Raw genomic sequence first — 17,192 nt, 5'->3', positions numbered from 1 at the left:
AAACTGGGGTATCTGCCACCGACCGTTTACGAACGGACGATGGCCTTGAAACAACCTATCGAGGTGTCCGGAATTAGTTGACCACTACAGATCTGCGGTGTGACGCCTGACGCCTTCCCGGCTAAAGCCGGTCCCACAATTGGGATCGGCGCTGGACCCGCTGGATGCACGCGATGCCTAGAGTGGGATCGGCGCTGGACCCGCTGGATGCAGTCGATGCTTTTTAGTAGGACCGGCTTCAGCCGGGAAGAGGCCAGTGTGTACGACATCGATTTCGCGGTGTGACGCCTGACGCCTTCCCGGCTAAAGCCGGTCCCACAATTGGGATCGGCGCCGGATCCGCTGGATGCAGTCGATGCTTTTAGTGGGACCGGCTTCAGCCGGGAAGAGGCCTTTTTGTGCGCCACAAGATCTGCGGTGTGACGCCTGACGCCTTCCCGGCTAAAGCCGGTCCCACAATTGGGTTCGGCGCCGGACCCGCTGGATGCAGTCGATGCTTTTTAGTAGGACCGGCTTCAGCCGGGAAGAGGCCTTTTTGTGCGCCACAAGATCCGCAGTGTGACGCCTAACGCCTTCCCGGCTGAAGCCGGTCCCACAGTTAGGGCCCGGCGCCAGCCCCACGAGTTCTTCACACCCCTCAAACCAATTTTTGACAATCGCGGCCCTACTATCCCGTCACTGTCGCGAGGGTGGAATCATTACTATGCTGGTTGTTGAAGATCTGGTGCTGGACACCGGAAAATACAGGGCCTTCCGCGCCGACAAACGCTTGAAACTTAACCCGACCAACATCGACATACTGGCGCTGCTGATGCTAAGAAGTCCCGCTATTGTCAGCAAGGAAGAGATCGCCAAAATGCTCTGGGGCGAACAAGGTACTGACAAGAGCACCGGCCTCGGCACCCGCGTCCATCAAATCAGAAAAGTTGTCGATGACGGTTTTGCCTATCCGCTGGTTCATACGGTGTATGGCGTCGGTTATCAACTGTGCAAGTAAGCCACTCTATACCTTATGTTGTTTCAGTCACCCCCTCCCTCTCCAGTTGCTTCCAGTCTTGCGGATTGATGACGCCCCTGATCACTGGCCTGTTGCGCTTGTCCAGCGAGATAAATACCGCCCCGTCGTATTCGCTGGTTTCGGCACTGGGATAACCCTGCTGACTTTCCAGCTGACCGATGCATTCGCTGTGGGTCACCAGGACCAGATTCCGGTTGATCGCCTTGTGCGCCATGACCCGGCCGAGGTTCATGTTCTCGCAATCAACCAACCAGTCCTGGGACGCCACCGGATGGCCAAACAGGGATTGGGCGGTCTGCGCCGTGCGTCTGGACGGGCTGGCGAGGATATCGGTCTGCGCTAACCCCAACTGACCGAGCGAACGTCCCACCTGGGCAGACACTTGGCTGCCGTTGCGGGTGATGCCGTCCTTTGGACCCAGGCACTCATTATCCGACCGATCGCAGCGCTCCCCGTGTCGCACCAGCACCACCACTTCGCCTTTCTTCCAGCTCTCGTAAAGACCCGCCCTGCTCATGTTTTGCCCCCTGACGAGGTCAATCGGCGAACGGGGCCAACAGGTATACCCCGTTAACAGCAGCAGCGACACGACGATACCCGAGGCGGTCAGCAGTACACGGAATTTACTGGCGCTGTTGAATAACTTACCCGCTATCAGTGCGGGCGATACATTAACGTGTTCGCGCATCGTGTTGCTCCGACTGTTCAGTCCATGGCAGATGGAAATCTGCGGCATTGAATGGCAACAAGCGTAAACAGCGATGCATGGTTATTTGGTTAAGGGCTCGTGAAAAATACAGTGATGATCAAGCGTGACCACTTTCAACAGGAGAACAAGACACGCGACTAAACGATCATGGGGTACGACGTTTCATACCCACAGCGTCATCTTGTGATTAAAACCCTCAGCACGCCGTATCTATCAACGCCGTTTTCACATCGTCTTCACCGCGAGCTGACTCGGTCACCCGTAACTTCCGTCAGCGCCGACTTATTTCCCGGCGAAGTTATGAACCCCACTTATCGGGACACTCAGCGTGCGAAACCAACGATCACGATTTTATGCCTGGAACCTGGGTTTACCGATCGCCATTGCCCTGGCGATATTCGTGGTCTTCGACCTGACTTCGCTGGACGAGGTCATCAGCAACTGGCTGTATGGCCCGAATCACGAATTCCCGTTTGGCCACAATCGCCTGTTTGAAAACCTGACCCACCGCTGGCCGCGGATCATTCCCGACCTCACGGGGGAAGCCGCGATCATCGGCTCGCTCCTGTCATTCCTCTGGCCGCTGTTGAAACCGGGGCGACACGACCGGCTTATCAGGTCGCTGGAGAGGTTGCGCATCGCCCCGCTGCTGCGCTTCACCGCCCGCCACCGGCGGGACTTCCTGTTCATCGTTGTCTCGTTCGCCGTGATCACCGGCATGATCCACTTCTTCAAAAGCCACACCAGCATCTACTGCCCGGTCGAAACGACGCTGTACGGCGGGACGATGGAGAAGAGGGAGTGGTTCGAGAATTTCAGCCTGTTCCATGAAGCCGGCGCCGGTCGCTGCTGGCCGGGTGGGCATGCCTCCGGCGGCTTCACCATGGTCGCGCTGTACTTCGTCGCGCGCCGGTATCAATGGCGCCACGCCCGCGCGATCCTGTATGCCTCGATGATTCTGGGGGCGATCTACGGCACCACGCGCGTCCTGCAAGGCTGGCATTTCATGTCGCACACGTTCTGGGCCGGGGTGATCGTGTGGATCGGTGCGCTGCTCACTGCCCTCGCCTGCTATGGCTGGCGACAGCTTGCCCCTGGGCCCGTCGAGGAGGCCAGTCCCGCGCTACGGAAGCGGTCGGTGTCCGGGCCCAACGGAGTCACCGATCTGTAAATGTGGCATGAGCGGGTCAGCCATCCAGGCGTCGATCCAGCCGCGAATCAGCGTCGCCGGCATTGGCTCGGCGATGCCGAAACCCTGGCCGATCTCACAACCGAGCTGCAACAGGCGTGACGCCTGGGCGGGGCTGTTGACGCCCTCGGCGATGACTTCGCGACCGAACGCGCTGGCCAGCCCCAGAATCGCCTGCAGGATCGAGATATCGCCGGGGGCGTCGAGCATGCCGTGAATGAACGTCTGATCGATCTTCAGTTGCGCCACCGGCAAGCGCTTCAAGTAGCTGAGGGACGAATACCCTGTGCCGAAATCGTCCAGGGCAAAGCGCACGCCCAGTTGCTCGCACGCACGCAACGTGCGCGAGACGCCTTCGACGTCTTCCAGCGCGCTGGTTTCGAGGATCTCGATCATCAGCATTTCCGGCCCGACATCAGGGTGTGCTGCGAGTCGCTCGGTCAGGTTCGCCACAAAATCAGGGTGCTGAAGTTGCCGTGCCCCGACGTTGATACTAACCGCCAGATGCAGCCCTTCCCGTTGCCAGCGCTCGATCTGGCTCAAGGCACTTTCGAGCACCCACTCACCCACCACCTCCGCCAGTGAGCTGCTTTCGATCAGCGGCAGAAAACTGCCCGGCAACAGCAATCCGCGCTCCGGATGCTCCCAGCGCAGCAGGGCTTCCGCACCGACGACCGCGCCTGTGCGCAGGTTGACCTTGGGCTGAAAATACAGGCGCAGTTCCCCCTCGCGAATGGCCTGATCGATACGGTCCAGACGCGCGTTGTGCCCACGCATCTCCTGGTCATGCTGCGCATCGAACACGTGGAAACGGTTCTTGCCCTCGAGTTTCGCCTGGTACATCGCCTGATCGGCCTGGCGCAGCAGTTGATCGGCGCTGATCTCGTTATCCTGCGGGTAGTAACTGACGCCGATGCTCGCCGACAGCGTCAGGTTCAGCGCGCCCACCTGCACCACCTCGCTGGCGGCCGTGAGCAGACGTGCAAGGATCGGCGCGCTGTCGCAGAGCTGATCAAGATCGACGATCAGCGCCACAAATTCGTCTCCCCCCAGACGCGCCAGCGTGCAGGCCTCGTTCAGGACGTTCTGCATGCGCCGGGACACGCTGGACAGTACCCGGTCCCCCACGTCATGGCCGTGCAGGTCATTGATCGCCTTGAAGCCGTCCAGGTCCAGGTAACCCAATGCCAGCCGGGTGCCGTTGCCCAAGGCATCGGCCATCGCCTGTTGCATGCGCGAGGCGAGCAGAACGCGGTTGGGCAAGTGGGTCAGCGGGTCGTAGTGGGCCACGTATTCCAGCTGCCGCTGGTAGCTGTGCAGTTCGGTGACGTCGGTGAACAGCGAGACGTAATGCTGGGTAACGCCATGGGCGTCGACGATGGCGGTAATGGTCTGTCGCGCGGCATAGGCCGAGCCGTCGCGCCGGCGGTTCCACAAGTCGCCCTGCCAGTAATGCTCGGTCAGCAGGCTGCGCCAGAGGCTGACGTACTCGGCACGCGGGGTCATGCCGGAGGCAAGAAAGCGCGGGTTCTTGCCCGTCGACTCATCGCGTTCATAGCCGGTGATGGTGGTGAACGCGTCGTTGACCTCGATGATCGCGCCGGTCGGGTCAGTGATCATGATGCCCTCGCGCGCGTGGGTGAATACGCTGGCAGCGAGGTTGAGGCGATGTTCGATCTGCCGGCGCGCGGTGAGGTCGGTCAGGGTCACACGGATGCCGCTCGTCTCGCCGCCGTGGCGCACGCAGTTCAGCCGGGCCTGCCAGTGCGTGCCGTCGGTGCGCTCCAGGCTGAGATCGCACTCCTCCGCTTGCCCTGTGCGACAGACTCGGGCGAATACCTGCTGCCAGTGGTCGCGGTCCCGGCTGACGACGCGGCCGGCAAAGCGCCGTTGCAACAGGCGGTGGCGCGGGTAGGTCAGCAGCGTCTCGCCGGTGCGGTTGACGGCTTCAATGACCCCTTGGCGCGTCAGCGTGAGGTAACCCACCGGCGCGTTTTCGTACAAATCCAGGTAGAGGTCGCGGGAGGCCTCGAGGGCGGACTGGGCAACGCGCAGTTCCTCGTTCTGCATCTGCAACTCGGCCTGGTGCAATTGCAGGTCATGCAGCAGCCGGGCGTTGTCGTCCGGGTCCGGGATGTCGGGAGGGTTCGCCGGATGAACGATATGGGGCTCGAAAGGCGGGGGTTTCATGGTCGTCCCGCACCTCAGGCGTGTGAAGTGTCAGGCTGCATCGCCAGAAGAATCAGGTGCGGCCGCGTGGCATCTCCCACCACCCGACGGGCATTCAGGGTGATCGCTCGCGGGCCTGCATCGGTCAGTTCATGCTCCACGACGAAGCCATCGAAGCTGGTGTCGTTTTCCAGCAGGGTGCCGAGCTTTTGCCGCAGCGCCGGGATGTCCCACAGGCGATTGTTGAGTTCAAAAAGTGTGCGACCGGTGGTCAAGGGCACAGTGGTCGGGAACGTGCGGTAATAGGAGCGACTGGCGGACACAACGCACAAGTTTTCGTCCAGCACCAGCAGCGGCTCGATGACCGTGTCGACGATGGCTTCGGCCAACTCGCGCGCCGCCTGCACGGCCTTCTGGTTGGCGATGCGGCTGTTGATGTCGTGAAAGGTCATGACCACGCCGTCAATGACGTTGTCCAGCGTGCGGTACGGTGCCAGCCGCGCCAGGAACCAGTTGCCCGACACAGTGCACAGTTCGATCTCTTGCGGGATCAACATGTCGAGCACCTCCTGTGCGGGGACCAGCAGGTCCATGGAGTGAATGTACGAAGAGATATCGGCCAGTGGCCGCCCCACATCCTTGGGGATCAGGCGGTAGATCTTCACGGCGTCGCGCGTGAAGCGGCGAATGATCAGCTTTGTGTCAAGAAATATAGTCCCGATATTGATGCTGTCGAGGAGGTTCTTCATGTCATTTTGCATGTCGCCGAGCTGTTCGATCTTCGTTTGCAGCTCGGCATTGACCGTGACCAGCTCCTCGTTGACCGATTGCATCTCTTCACGGGAGGTTTCCAGCTCCTCGTTGGACGACTGCAATTCTTCGTTGGTCGATTGCATCTCTTCGTTGGCCGCGCCCAGCTCCTCGTTCAGGTGCTGCAACTCATCAATGGTCGCCTGCAGGTTCTCCCGCGTGTACGCCAGGTCGTGCTCCAGCAGCCTGACCCGATCGGGCGCCAGATGTGCGGCGGTATCCGGTACCGCGTCGGGCGGAATGTCCGCGCCGCTGGCCGGTTCCTGGAACGTGATCAGGAGCAACTGCTCGCCCTGAGCCGTGTTGCCCATCCGGCGCACGCTGAGGCTGACCCAGCGCGTCGCGCCGTCACCGCTTACCGGCAGCGGCCGGGTGGCAGTCGGCTCGGCGCTGAGGGCGGCACGCTGCACCGCACTGCGCAGGTCCAGCTGCAGGCCTTCGCGGGCCATTTCGACGACGTTGAGGCTGGGTTGCCCCGGCGCAGGGCGCAGGTAGCGGCCAGTGTCGCCGTGGACATACAGAATGTTGCCGGTCAGATCAGTGACCACCGAGGCAGGGCCAAAGTCCTGCAGCAGCGCCCGACGGGTCAGTTCGGCAATGTTGGTTTCCTTGATCATGGTCGCGGGGCGGTCCGGGGGTCGGCTGATGGGGCTGGGCAGCCACGACAGCGTGCTGTCCATCGGCATGGATTTAGGGGTTCGGGTCTTCACGGCCCGGTAGAACTTCCATTTGCGCTGCAACGGCGTGAACAGTGTGGCATGCCCGCCGATGCTCTCGGAAGGCGAGAGAAACAGCACGCCGTCAGGCGTGAGCGCGTAATGAAAGGTCGGGATCAGGCGGTTCTGCAGCGCATGCCCCAGGTAGATCATCAGGTTGCGGCAGCACAGCAGATCGATACGGGTGAAGGGCGGATCCTTGATCACGTTCTGCACCGCGAACACGATCATCTCGCGGATTTCCTTCTTCACCCGGTAACCGCCTTCGACGCGACTGAAATAGCGCTCCAGGCGCTCGGCGCCGACGTCACGGGCGACGGAAAGCGGGTAGAACCCGGCGCGGGCGATGCTGATGGCATCGGCGTCCAGGTCGGTGGCGAACACCTGAATCCCCGGCGCCACCCCGGCAGCCTGACCCTGCGGATGCAGGAGCTCGTACAGAACGATGGCCACCGAGTAGGCCTCTTCACCCGTGGCGCAACCGGCAATCCACACCCGCAGCGGCTCATCGCCAGCCTTGGCGTCGATCATCGGCTGGAGGATCTGCCGCTGCATGACCGTGAACGCGGCCGGGTCACGAAAGAACTGGGTGACGTTGATCAGCAATTCGCTGAACAGCGACTTGCATTCCTCCGCCGAGCCCTGCAGCAGCCTCAGGTAGTCGACCTGACTGGCGAGGTTCATGATCTGCAGCCGTCGCTCGATGCGCCGCGCGATGGTGCTCTTCTTGTACTGGGTGAAGTCGTGGCCGGTCATGGTGCGCAGGTGCAGCAGAATCTGCTCGATGGCGTCGCCCTGCATCGTCGACGGTGCCGGGCCGTCCGGATCCGTGCCGCCGGTCAGTACGCCGGGCATTTGCTCGACGCTCATCACATGACTGGCGTTGCCCGCCTGGATCGCGCTGTCGGGCATGCCGCTGTAGGTCGCCTCCTCCGGCCACTGCACCAGGGTTCTGCCGCCGTGATCGAGGATCGCCCGGCAGCCGGCGGTGCCGTCCGCACCGGTACCGGACAGAATCACGCCGACCGCCCTCGTCCCATGGTGCTCGGCCATTGAGGCGAAGCAGGCGTCGATGGGCAGAGGGTGACCGCGCTCGCCCTCGTAGCGGGTCAGGACCAGCGCGTCGGCCGTCACGCTCAAGCCATAGTGCGGCGGGATCACATACACGGTGTCGGCGTCGAGCGGCGCGCCATGGCTGGCCTCGACGACCCTCATGCCAGTCGAGCGGGCGAGGATTTCGGTGAGCAGGCTGGGCGTGGTCGGTGCAAGGTGCTGGATCACCAGAAAGCTCATGCCCGAATCGCTCGGCATCAGGCTCAGGAAGCGCTGCAGCACTTCCAGACCGCCCGCGGACGCGCCAAGGCCGACGAGCAGTCGGCCCTGGGGGCGGGGGTGCTGCGCGATGTCGGACACGGGATCCCTCATGTGGCAAATGGACGCGGATGATGCCCGCTGCCGGCCGGCCGGGCAATGGCGGATAGGCCGCCAGGCCTCGCCGATGAGTCGCCCCGACGGGTCGACAAGCCAGACAGGCGCCTGCATTAATGTCACACTGACGCCCGGCCTGTCCCTGATAGCGCTGTGCCATACTCTACGTATGCCGGGTCACAGCGTCGCGCGTCAATGCCGTTCATCCAGAAGCGGAAATATCTTCCCGCGCCCCCAGTCCATCCCTTTCTCTGAACCACTGTGTCGAGATGTCGCCCATGAAGTCGGACAACGTACAAATTGGCCCGCTGGATTTCCTGCTGGGCGGGGGTGAGATGGGGCGATTGATCCGGGATTTCGACTGGGCGTCGACGTCACTGGGGGATCCGGCAGCGTGGCCGCAGTCTCTGCGCTCGGCCATCAGCATCTGCCTGCACTCCAGCTTCCCGACCGCGATCTATTGGGGCAAAGACTTCTGCCTGCTGTACAACGACGCCTGGGCACCGATCCCGGCGGATCGTCACCCGGCGGTACTGGGCCACCCGGCGCGGGAGGTCTGGCCGATTATCTGGGACGTCGTCGGGCCGCAGCTCGAAGCCGCCGTCCGGGATGCCGAGGGCTTTTCGGCGTTCGACCAGCGGTTGATGATGGAGCGTGGCGGGAGCCTGGTGGAGACGTGGTGGAACTACAGTTTCACGCCGATCCGCGGGGAAAACGGGCGCATCGCGGGCATCCTCAATCAGGGCCACGAGGTCACTGACCGGATTCTCGCCGAGCGTCGCCGTACGGACCAACTCGTCCGTCAACGCAAGATGTTCGAGCAGGCGCCCGGCTTCATCACGGTGCTCCATGGCCCCGAGCACCGCTTCGAATTCGTCAACCAGTCCTACACGCGGCTGTTCGGCGAGCGCGATTACGTCGGCAAAACCATCTACGAGGCATTCCCGGAGCTCGCAGGCCAGGGCTTTTATGAGTGGCTCGACGGGGTCTACCGCACCGGCGAGCGCCTGGTTCAGCAACACACCCCGATCCAGCTCAGTCACCCGGACGCCCCGTGCGAAGTGCGCTACCTGGATTTTATCTATGAGCCGCTGCTCGATGATGCCGGCCAGGTGACGGGTATTTTCTGCGAAGGCCACGACGTCACCGAGGCGCATATCTCCCGGGCGGCGCTTGAGGCCAGTGAAGCGGCACTGCGCGAGGAAACCCGCACGCTGGAGACACTGAATCGGGTGAACGCCGAGCTGGCCCTCGACCTGGACCTAAAACGACTGGTACAGACCGTGACCGATGCCGGACGAGAGATGACCGGCGCACACATCGGCGGCTACTTTCACAACGTTGCGGGCGATCACTTCGATCTCTTTACGCTGTCTGGCGCGCCGCCCACGGAATTGGCCCGGTTGCCAGGCCCGCGGGCGAGCCCGGTGTTCGCGCCGGCGTTCCTCACCGAGGGCGTGATGCGCTCCGACGACATTTTGCCGGACCCACGCTATGGCGGCATCACGCCGCATTTCGGCTTGCCGGCCGGCCATGCGCCGGTGCGCAGCTACCTGGCAGTCTCGGTGGTGTCGCGCTCGGGGGAGGTGCTCGGCGGACTGTTCTACGGCCACTCGGAGCCGGCGCAGTTCAGCGCGCGTCACGAAGCACTGATGTCGGCGCTCGCCGCTCAGGCCGCCATCGCCATCGATAACGCGACGCTGTTCCAGCAGGTGCACAGCGCCAACGAAACCCTCGAACAGCGGGTGCTGGCCCGTACCCGGGAATTGTCTGAAGCCCACTCGGCCCTGCGCCAGGCGCAGAAGATGGAAGCCGTGGGCCAGCTCACCGGCGGCATCGCCCACGACTTCAATAACTTGCTCGCCGGGATCCTCGGCAGCCTGGAAATGATCGAGCGGCGCATCTCCAACGGCCGGGTGGACGGCCTGGACCGCTACGTCAGCGCGGCCCATGACTCGGCCAATCGCGCCGCCCAGCTCACCCAGCGGCTGCTGGCGTTTTCCCGTCGCCAGACACTCGACCCCAAGCCGACCGACGTCAACCGCCTGGTGGCGGGGATGGGTCAGCTGATCTCTTCGACCCTCGGCCCCTCCATCGGCACGCGGACGATCGCCAGCGGTGACCTGTGGCTGAGCAAGATCGACGCGCCGCAGCTGGAAAGCGCGCTGGTCAACCTCACACTCAACGCCCGCGACGCCATGCCGGAAGGCGGCGAACTCACGGTGCAGACCCGCAACGTCTCCTCAGACAGCGCCGCGGGAGTGGCCGCGCAGCTGCCCGAAGGCGACTTCGTGGAAATCAGTGTCAGCGACACCGGCATGGGGATCGCCCCGGAGATTCTCGATCGGATTTTCGACCCGTTCTTCACCACCAAACCCATCGGCCAGGGCACGGGCCTGGGGCTGTCAATGATTCACGGCTTCGTGCACCAGTCCGGCGGGACGATTCAGGCGCGTTCCACCCACGGCGCAGGCACGACGGTTTCGCTGTATTTGCCGCGTTACCTGGGAGACAGCCATTTGGCCCAAGCCCGCAGCGCACCCCAGAACCGCAGCAGTGGCGAATCCGTTCTAGTGATTGACGACGAACCCCACGTGCGGATGCTGATGTGCGACGCCCTGCGCGAGCGCGGTTATGCCGTCACCGAAGCCATGGACGGACCGTCGGGCTTGCAGATGCTGCGGTCGATGACCTCGATCGATCTGCTGGTGACCGATGTCGGGCTGCCCGGCGGCATGAATGGCCGGCAGGTCGCCGATACCGCCCGTGCGCTGCTGCCTTCGCTGAATGTGCTGTTTGTCACCGGCTACGCGGAAAATTCGGCGGTGGGCGGTGACCAGCTCGAAGCCGGAATGGCCGTGCTGCTCAAGCCTTTCGGCATGGACAGCTTCACGCGGAAGGTCAGCGACATACTCACGGCGTCACCCGCCTCGCCCCCTGCGGAGCGCGACGGCCGCGGGGTGGATGACTGATCAGTCAGCTTTTTTACACCGACCCATGGAACTCACAGGGCCGGCATGCCCCTAACCACGACGTCAGCGAACCGGCATAAGGCCCGTTCCACGAGAGGTTTAGGTTTCCATGTCTTCCAGCACCCCATCCGCCGCCATAGGCCAACCAGACGAGCAGCGCACGTCGCCGCGTCGTCTGATTTTCATCTCGGTCCTTGTCGCCACCATGGGCGCACTCGCTTTCGGTTACGACACGGGCATCATCGCGGGCGCTCTGCCCTTCATGACCTTGCCCCTCGATCAGGGCGGTCTTGGCCTGAACCCGGTCAGCGAAGGGCTGATTACCGCGTCGCTGATCGTCGGCGCCGCCTTCGGCTCACTGGCCAGCGGCTACCTCTCCGACCGTTTTGGCCGACGCGTGACCCTGCGCATGCTGTCGCTGTTGTTCATCGTCGGTGCACTCGGCACGGCCACGGCGCCCTCGGTGCCGTTCATGGTCGCCGCGCGTTTTCTGCTGGGTATCGCGGTTGGCGGGGGCTCGGCGACGGTGCCGGTGTTCATCGCCGAGATCGCAGGGCCTTCTCGTCGCGCCCGACTGGTCAGCCGCAACGAGCTGATGATCGTCAGCGGCCAGTTGCTGGCCTACGTGCTCAGCGCCGTGCTCGCGGCGTTGCTGCACACCCCCGGTATCTGGCGCTACATGCTGGCCATCGCGATGGTCCCGGGCGTGTTGCTGCTGATCGGTACGTTCTTCGTGCCGCCGTCGCCGCGCTGGCTGGCCTCCAAAGGCCGCTTCGATGAAGCGCAAGAAGTGCTCGAACAACTGCGTGACACCAAAGACGCCGCCAAGCGCGAAGTCGAGGAAATGAAAGCCCAGGAAAAAGAAGCCCACAAGCGCGTCGCCGCTCGCGATCTGCTGCGTCAGCCGTGGGTGTTGAAGCTGTTGCTGATCGGTGTCGGGCTGGGCTTTACCGCGCAGTTCACCGGCGTCAACGCGTTCATGTATTACACGCCGATCATCCTCAAACACACCGGCATGGGCACCAACGCTGCACTGACCGCGACCATCGGCAACGGCATCGTGTCGGTCATCGCCACGCTGCTGGGGATCTGGGCCATCGGCCGTTACGGGCGTCGTCACCTGCTGATGACCGGTCTGGTCATCGTGATCATGATGCAGGCGGCGCTGGGTTGCGTGCTGATGTTCATGCCGCAGAACCTGACCCAGAGCTATGCCGCGCTGGCGTGCATTCTGGTGTTCCTGCTGTTCATGCAGATGTGCATCTCGCCGGTCTACTGGCTGCTGATGTCCGAGCTGTTCCCGATGCAGGTGCGCGGGCTGCTGACTGGCACCGCAGTGTCGATGCAGTGGCTATTCAACGCCACGGTCGCGTTCCTCTTCCCGATCGCGGTGGACACGATCGGCAACCCGACCTTCTTCGTGTTTGCGGCGATCAACATCGGCTCGCTTATCTTCGTCTTCCTGTGCCTGCCGGAAACCAAGGGCAAGTCCCTGGAGCAGATCGAAAAGCACATGAAGAAGGAGCTTTGAGGCGAGGTTTCAGATCCCGGGCCTTGCGTCCGGGTCTTTGAAACCAAGGGGCTGGGACTGCGCAGGGTCAGCCGAGCAATTCGGTGATCCAGCGCACTTGCTGCGCGGTGTCGTGCAACGTGTGTTCCGAGACTCCCTGCCGCGCCCGCTGCAAGCTGACCAGGCTGCGTTGCTTGTTACGCAGCCGCCGCTGCCATTTGTCGATGAACGCCGGGCTGCGTTCGAGCATCAACAGCGGGCCGAAGTATAGGGCTTCAGGGCTGTAGACCACCGGTCCGCTGGGTTCGGCGACGATGATTTCGTAGTCGAAGCGGTTCTCCCGCAGCACGTCCTCGTGGACGATGCGATAACCGTTGTCCATCAGCCACTGGCGCAGCTCAGGCTCGCCGCCGTTGGGTTGCAGAATCAGCCGCTCACTTCCGTTGAGCCGCGCTTTGCCGGCCTCAAAAATGTCTCGAATCGTCTCGCCCCCCATGCCGCAGAGGCTGATCGCAGTGATGCCGTCGTCCGCTTCAATCGCTGCAAGGCCGTCAGCCAGACGCACGCGAATGTGCGCCTCGAAACCGTTCTCGCGCACCGTCCGTTGTGCGGCGCTGAACGGCGTCGTCGCCACCTCCCCCGCCACAGCCATCGTAATGAGGCCACGGCGCATCAACGCCACCGGCAGGTAGGCGTGATCGGAGCCGATGTCGGCCAGTCGCGCGCCGGCAGGCACCAGCGCAGCTACGCGCTCCAGGCGCCTGGACAATGTGTGTTCGTTCAACCTTGCCGCCCCTTCTCGCTACGCCCCGGCACGACCTGCCGAAACGGGGCGTGAGTCTGTCGGGCGGTGGCGAGGATTTCAACTGCGGTGAGGCATGGCCGGCGGATTGAGCGTCGGGTACTAAGGCAGCTTGGCGATGACCTTGATCTCGAAATCGAAGCCATACAGCCAGGTCACGCCCACGGCCGTAATGGTCGGATGCGGCGCCTCGCCCCAGAACTCCGGCACCACTTCCCAGGCGGTTTCGAAGGTCGACTGCGGATCGACCATGAACACGGTGACGTCAATCACGTCATCGAAGGTGCAGCCGGCGGCGTTGAGAATGGCATTGAGGTGAGTGAAGGCCAGGCGGACCTGGGCGCGCAGATCGGGTTCGGGCGAGCCATCTTCGCGGCTGCCGACCTGCCCCGAGACAAACAGCAAGCCGGCGGATTTGATTGCCGGCGAGTAGCGATTGCGCTCGTACAGCGCGCGGCGGCCAGGGGGGAATACAACGTCACGAACAGTCATGGGCTTTCTCCTTCAGCGGAGCGGGAGGCTCCGTGGTTTCGGTGGGCAGACTGTAGGGCCGCGGATTCGCTGGATAAACCAGCAGCGTTGATCAAGACTGTTTGCTTTCCCCAAACAATCAGGTGGCGCGATGGACCGTTTCGACGCGATGCAGGCGTTCGTTCGAGTCGTGGAAACCGGCAGCTTCACCAAGGCCGCCGGTACCTTGCACATGAGCAAGACCACGGTGACGCAATTGGTGCAGCAGCTCGAAGCGCGGCTGCGGGTCAAGCTGCTCAACCGCACCACGCGCAAGGTCAATGTCACGGCCGACGGCGCGGTGTTCTACGAACGTGCGCTGCGCGTGCTGGCTGATCTGGACGACGCCGAAACCGGTCTGTCCGCTGCCTCCGCTGCGCCACGAGGGCGTTTGCGTGTGGACGTGCCCAGTCCGTTCGCGCGCATGGTGCTGATCCCGGCGCTGCCGGACTTCAACGCACGCTACCCCGACATCCAGATCGACCTGGGCGTGAGCGACCGCATGATCGATCTCATCGGCGAGAACGTCGACTGCGTGGTGCGCGGCGGCGAGCTGACCGACCAATCGCTGATGGCCCGGCACATCACCGACCTGAAGCTGGGCGTCTACGCGTCGCCGGCGTATCTGCAGCGCGCGGGCACCCCGGATCACCCCCGTGAGCTCGAAGACCCGCAGCACCGCATCGTCGGTTATCGCTGGGCGCGCACCGGGCAGCTGTTCCCGATGGTGCTGCAACGGGACGGCGAAAGGGTTCAGGTGCAAAGCCGCTACCTGCTCACGGTGGACGACGGCAACGCGTACCTCGCGGCAGGCCTTGCCGGCATGGGTGCCCTCTGGCTGCCGCAGTACATGGCCGAGCCGTCCTTGCGCAGTGGTGAATTAGTGTCGCTGTTCAAAGACTGGCAGCTGGAATCGATGCCGATGTACGTGGCCTTCCCGCCCAACCGGCACATCAGCATCAAGCTGCGGGTGTTCATCGACTGGGTTGTGGAGTTGATGAGCGACAGGTACAAAAGCCCATCTCCCGTGACGATCAAACAAGGATAAAGACACGATGGACCAAGTGATCAGCTACCGAGAAGCCACGGTCGAGGATGTGGCGACGATCTGCGAATTGGGGCAGCTACTCAACGCCATTCACCACGCTGAGCGGCCCGATATCTACACGGCTGAGACACTGGATTACACGCGCGACGCCCCTCACTGGATGAGCTTTTTGAACAATCCGGAGCAGGTTATTTTCCTGGCGTTTGTCGGCGACCGGGCGGCAGGGTTTGTCAGCGCGGGAATGTTTTCAGCCGGCGGGCCATTGATGCAGCCGATGGCGTTTGCGCGGATCGGCTCGGTGTGCGTGGCCAAGGTTTTCTGGGGCAAAGGCTTGGGCCGTGGGCTGATTGAGCGAGTGCAAGGGTGGGCGCAGGAGCGCGGCGCGCGGGACATTCGCCTGTCGGTGTGGGACTTCAACACCCATGCGCGGCGGCTGTATGAAGAGCTCGGGTTCGAGACGCGGGCGTTTGAGATGGGCATGCGCCTGACATGAGTGCCGTTCATCGCTGCCGCCCGACCTCTTGTAGACGACCGGTCAGTTTTGTCTTAAGGTGCTGCGCATTATGAAGAAACCCAACCTGGAAATGCGCCAACACATCATCGACGTCGCCAAGTCGCTGATGACCCACAAGGGCTACACCGCCGTGGGCCTGGCTGAAGTGGTGAGCGCGGCGGGCGTGCCCAAGGGCTCGTTTTACTATTACTTCAAATCGAAGGAAGAGTTCGGCGCCGCGTTGCTCGATGAGTACTTCTCCGAGTACCTGGGCCGCGTCGACACCGTCATGACGCGATCAGGCAGCGGCGCTGAAAAGCTGCTGGCCTACTTCGACTACTGGATCGAAACCCAGGGCACCGATCATCCGGAAGGCAAATGCCTGGTGGTCAAGCTGGGTCCGGAAGTCTGCGACCTGTCCGAAGACATGCGCAGGGTGCTGGAGGCTGGCACGGCGAAGATCATCAAGCGCATCACCGCCTGCGTCGACATGGGCGTGGCAGACGGCAGTCTGCACATCGAAGAAGGCAGCGAAGCCTTCGCCGAAACCCTGTACCAACTGTGGCTGGGCTCTTCCCTTTTGGTGAAGGTGAACAAGTCCACTACGTCCTTCGACACGGCCATGCGCATGACCCAACGCCTGCTGCGGTAGCAGGCGCTTTTTTTTCAAAGATTGGTAGACGACCGGTCAAATATGCGAGTAATTCTCAATGATTGATATCAGTAATAGCACCGACTTGTTTTCCCCCGTGCAGATGGGCGCCATCGAAATGGCCAACCGCATCGTCATGGCCCCCGTCACCCGCAGCCGCTATGAAGAAGACGGCGTGCCCGGTGAACTGCACGCCACCTACTACGCCCAGCGCGCCACCGCCGGGATGATCGTGGCCGAAGCCACCAACATCTCGGCCCAGGGCCGCGGCTATGCGGCGACACCCGGGATCTGGAGCGACGCGCAGGTCGCCGGCTGGCGTAAAGTCACCGACGCCGTGCACGCCGCCGGCGGCAAGATCGTCAGCCAGCTCTGGCATGTGGGCCGGTTCTCCAGCGTCGACCTGCAGCCCAACGGCGAAGCCCCGGTCGCGCCGTCCGCCATTCAGGCCGAGGGCAACACCTACACCGTCAACGGCTTCGCCCCGGTGTCGATGCCCCGTGCACTGGAGACCGACGAAATCCCCGGCATCATCGAGCAGTACAAGCACGCGGCCGAGAACGCCAAGCGCGCAGGGTTCGACGGCGTCGAGGTCCACTCGGCGAACAGCTACCTGCTCGACCAGTTCCTGCGCGACTCCACCAATCACCGCACCGATCAATATGGCGGCTCCATCGAAAACCGCGCGCGGCTGACGCTGGAGGTCACCCAGGCGATCGTTGATATCTGGGGCCACGATCGCGTGGGCATTCGCCTGTCGCCGGTCACGCCGGACGCAGGCAACACGCCGCCGGACAGCAACGTCATGGCGTTGCACGGTTACCTGATTCAGCAATTGAACCGCTTCAATCTGGCGTATCTGCACTTTGTCGAAGGCGCGACCGCCACTTCCCGGGAAGTGCCGGAAGGCGTCGACATGGATGCGCTGAGTGCCCAGTTCAACGGGCCGTTCATTGGCAACAACAACTACGACCTGGACATGGCCGTCGAGCGCCGCGCCCAGGGCAAGATCGACGCCGTCGCGTTCGGTCGTCTGTTCATCTCCAACCCGGACCTGGTCGCGCGTCTGCGCCACGGTGCCGAACTGACCATCGCTCCGCGCGAAAGCTATTACGGCGGCGGCGCCAAGGGCTACACCGACTGGCCGCTGGGCACTTACTAGACAG

General features: G+C 63.0%; 13 protein-coding genes. 8 read left to right on the top strand and 5 right to left on the bottom strand.

Features of this window, described 5'->3' with window-relative positions; genetic code table 11:
- Positions 1 to 703 precede the first annotated feature (703 nt).
- On the top strand, positions 704 to 997 hold the full coding sequence (locus QWI18_RS22205) for a winged helix-turn-helix domain-containing protein (protein WP_296309061.1): 294 nt from the start codon (positions 704 to 706) through the stop codon (positions 995 to 997).
- 13 nt (positions 998 to 1,010) lie between these two features.
- Here QWI18_RS22205 and QWI18_RS22200 read toward each other — a convergent pair whose 3' ends face one another.
- On the bottom strand, positions 1,011 to 1,706 hold the full coding sequence (locus QWI18_RS22200; RefSeq protein ID WP_369319882.1) for a histidine phosphatase family protein: 696 nt from the start codon (positions 1,704 to 1,706) through the stop codon (positions 1,011 to 1,013).
- A gap of 349 nt (positions 1,707 to 2,055) precedes the next feature.
- Between QWI18_RS22200 and QWI18_RS22195 the strand changes: the two genes are divergently transcribed.
- On the top strand, positions 2,056 to 2,898 hold the full coding sequence (locus tag QWI18_RS22195; RefSeq protein WP_369319881.1) for a phosphatase PAP2 family protein: 843 nt from the start codon (positions 2,056 to 2,058) through the stop codon (positions 2,896 to 2,898).
- Here the strand turns inward: QWI18_RS22195 and QWI18_RS22190 are convergent.
- Positions 2,851 to 5,106 (bottom strand): putative bifunctional diguanylate cyclase/phosphodiesterase, encoded by a 2,256-nt coding sequence (locus tag QWI18_RS22190; RefSeq protein ID WP_369319880.1) that lies wholly within the window; start codon positions 5,104 to 5,106, stop codon positions 2,851 to 2,853. The two genes, QWI18_RS22195 and QWI18_RS22190, sit on opposite strands and share 48 nt — an antisense overlap.
- A gap of 14 nt (positions 5,107 to 5,120) precedes the next feature.
- Positions 5,121 to 8,024: a chemotaxis protein CheB gene (locus QWI18_RS22185; protein ID WP_369319879.1), complete on the bottom strand. Its 2,904-nt coding sequence runs from the start codon at positions 8,022 to 8,024 to the stop codon at positions 5,121 to 5,123.
- Positions 8,025 to 8,317: 293 nt separating this feature from the next.
- Between QWI18_RS22185 and QWI18_RS22180 the strand changes: the two genes are divergently transcribed.
- On the top strand, positions 8,318 to 11,011 hold the full coding sequence (locus QWI18_RS22180; protein ID WP_192130416.1) for an ATP-binding protein: 2,694 nt from the start codon (positions 8,318 to 8,320) through the stop codon (positions 11,009 to 11,011).
- Between the two features lie 109 nt (positions 11,012 to 11,120).
- A complete protein-coding gene (locus tag QWI18_RS22175) occupies positions 11,121 to 12,542 on the top strand; it encodes a sugar porter family MFS transporter (RefSeq protein WP_369319878.1) in 1,422 nt (473 codons plus the stop codon).
- 67 nt (positions 12,543 to 12,609) lie between these two features.
- Here the strand turns inward: QWI18_RS22175 and QWI18_RS22170 are convergent, their stop codons facing one another.
- Both QWI18_RS22170 and QWI18_RS22165 read right to left on the bottom strand, forming a co-directional pair.
- A complete protein-coding gene (locus QWI18_RS22170; protein WP_369319877.1) occupies positions 12,610 to 13,305 on the bottom strand; it encodes a tRNA (adenine(22)-N(1))-methyltransferase TrmK in 696 nt (231 codons plus the stop codon).
- A 120-nt stretch (positions 13,306 to 13,425) separates the two neighbouring features.
- A complete protein-coding gene (locus QWI18_RS22165) occupies positions 13,426 to 13,815 on the bottom strand; it encodes a RidA family protein (protein WP_192130414.1) in 390 nt (129 codons plus the stop codon).
- A gap of 130 nt (positions 13,816 to 13,945) precedes the next feature.
- Here QWI18_RS22165 and QWI18_RS22160 point away from each other — a divergent pair, with 130 nt between their 5' ends.
- From QWI18_RS22160 to QWI18_RS22145, 4 genes are all read left to right on the top strand, one after another.
- A complete protein-coding gene (locus QWI18_RS22160; protein WP_369319876.1) occupies positions 13,946 to 14,881 on the top strand; it encodes a LysR substrate-binding domain-containing protein in 936 nt (311 codons plus the stop codon).
- 7 nt (positions 14,882 to 14,888) lie between these two features.
- The gene (locus QWI18_RS22155; protein WP_369319875.1) at positions 14,889 to 15,374 is read left to right on the top strand and encodes an N-acetyltransferase family protein; all 486 of its coding nucleotides are present in this window, start codon (positions 14,889 to 14,891) and stop codon (positions 15,372 to 15,374) included.
- Positions 15,375 to 15,444: 70 nt separating this feature from the next.
- Positions 15,445 to 16,026, top strand: coding sequence for a TetR/AcrR family transcriptional regulator (locus QWI18_RS22150; protein WP_369319874.1), 582 nt, complete (start codon positions 15,445 to 15,447; stop codon positions 16,024 to 16,026).
- Between the two features lie 58 nt (positions 16,027 to 16,084).
- Positions 16,085 to 17,188, top strand: coding sequence for an alkene reductase (locus QWI18_RS22145; RefSeq protein ID WP_369319873.1), 1,104 nt, complete (start codon positions 16,085 to 16,087; stop codon positions 17,186 to 17,188).
- Positions 17,189 to 17,192 lie beyond the last annotated feature (4 nt).

The sequence above is a fragment of the Pseudomonas sp. W2Oct36 genome, assembly GCF_041060465.1.
Taxonomy (GTDB): domain Bacteria; phylum Pseudomonadota; class Gammaproteobacteria; order Pseudomonadales; family Pseudomonadaceae; genus Aquipseudomonas; species Aquipseudomonas graminis_B.
Note: the sequence above shows the minus strand (reverse complement) of the source record. Positions and strands in the feature narration are given on the sequence as shown.

Excerpts from the sequence above, each read along its gene's own strand:
- QWI18_RS22150 (WP_369319874.1), top strand. The coding sequence starts at position 15,445 with ATGAAGAAACCCAACCTGGAAATGCGCCAACACATCATCGACGTCGCC.
- QWI18_RS22205 (WP_296309061.1), top strand. The coding sequence starts at position 704 with ATGCTGGTTGTTGAAGATCTGGTGCTGGACACCGGAAAATACAGGGCC.
- QWI18_RS22190 (WP_369319880.1), bottom strand. The coding sequence starts at position 5,106 with ATGAAACCCCCGCCTTTCGAGCCCCATATCGTTCATCCGGCGAACCCT.
- QWI18_RS22165 (WP_192130414.1), bottom strand. The coding sequence starts at position 13,815 with ATGACTGTTCGTGACGTTGTATTCCCCCCTGGCCGCCGCGCGCTGTAC.
- QWI18_RS22145 (WP_369319873.1), top strand. The coding sequence starts at position 16,085 with ATGATTGATATCAGTAATAGCACCGACTTGTTTTCCCCCGTGCAGATG.
- QWI18_RS22175 (WP_369319878.1), top strand. The coding sequence starts at position 11,121 with ATGTCTTCCAGCACCCCATCCGCCGCCATAGGCCAACCAGACGAGCAG.
- QWI18_RS22155 (WP_369319875.1), top strand. The coding sequence starts at position 14,889 with ATGGACCAAGTGATCAGCTACCGAGAAGCCACGGTCGAGGATGTGGCG.
- QWI18_RS22200 (WP_369319882.1), bottom strand. The coding sequence starts at position 1,706 with ATGCGCGAACACGTTAATGTATCGCCCGCACTGATAGCGGGTAAGTTA.
- QWI18_RS22180 (WP_192130416.1), top strand. The coding sequence starts at position 8,318 with ATGAAGTCGGACAACGTACAAATTGGCCCGCTGGATTTCCTGCTGGGC.
- QWI18_RS22160 (WP_369319876.1), top strand. The coding sequence starts at position 13,946 with ATGGACCGTTTCGACGCGATGCAGGCGTTCGTTCGAGTCGTGGAAACC.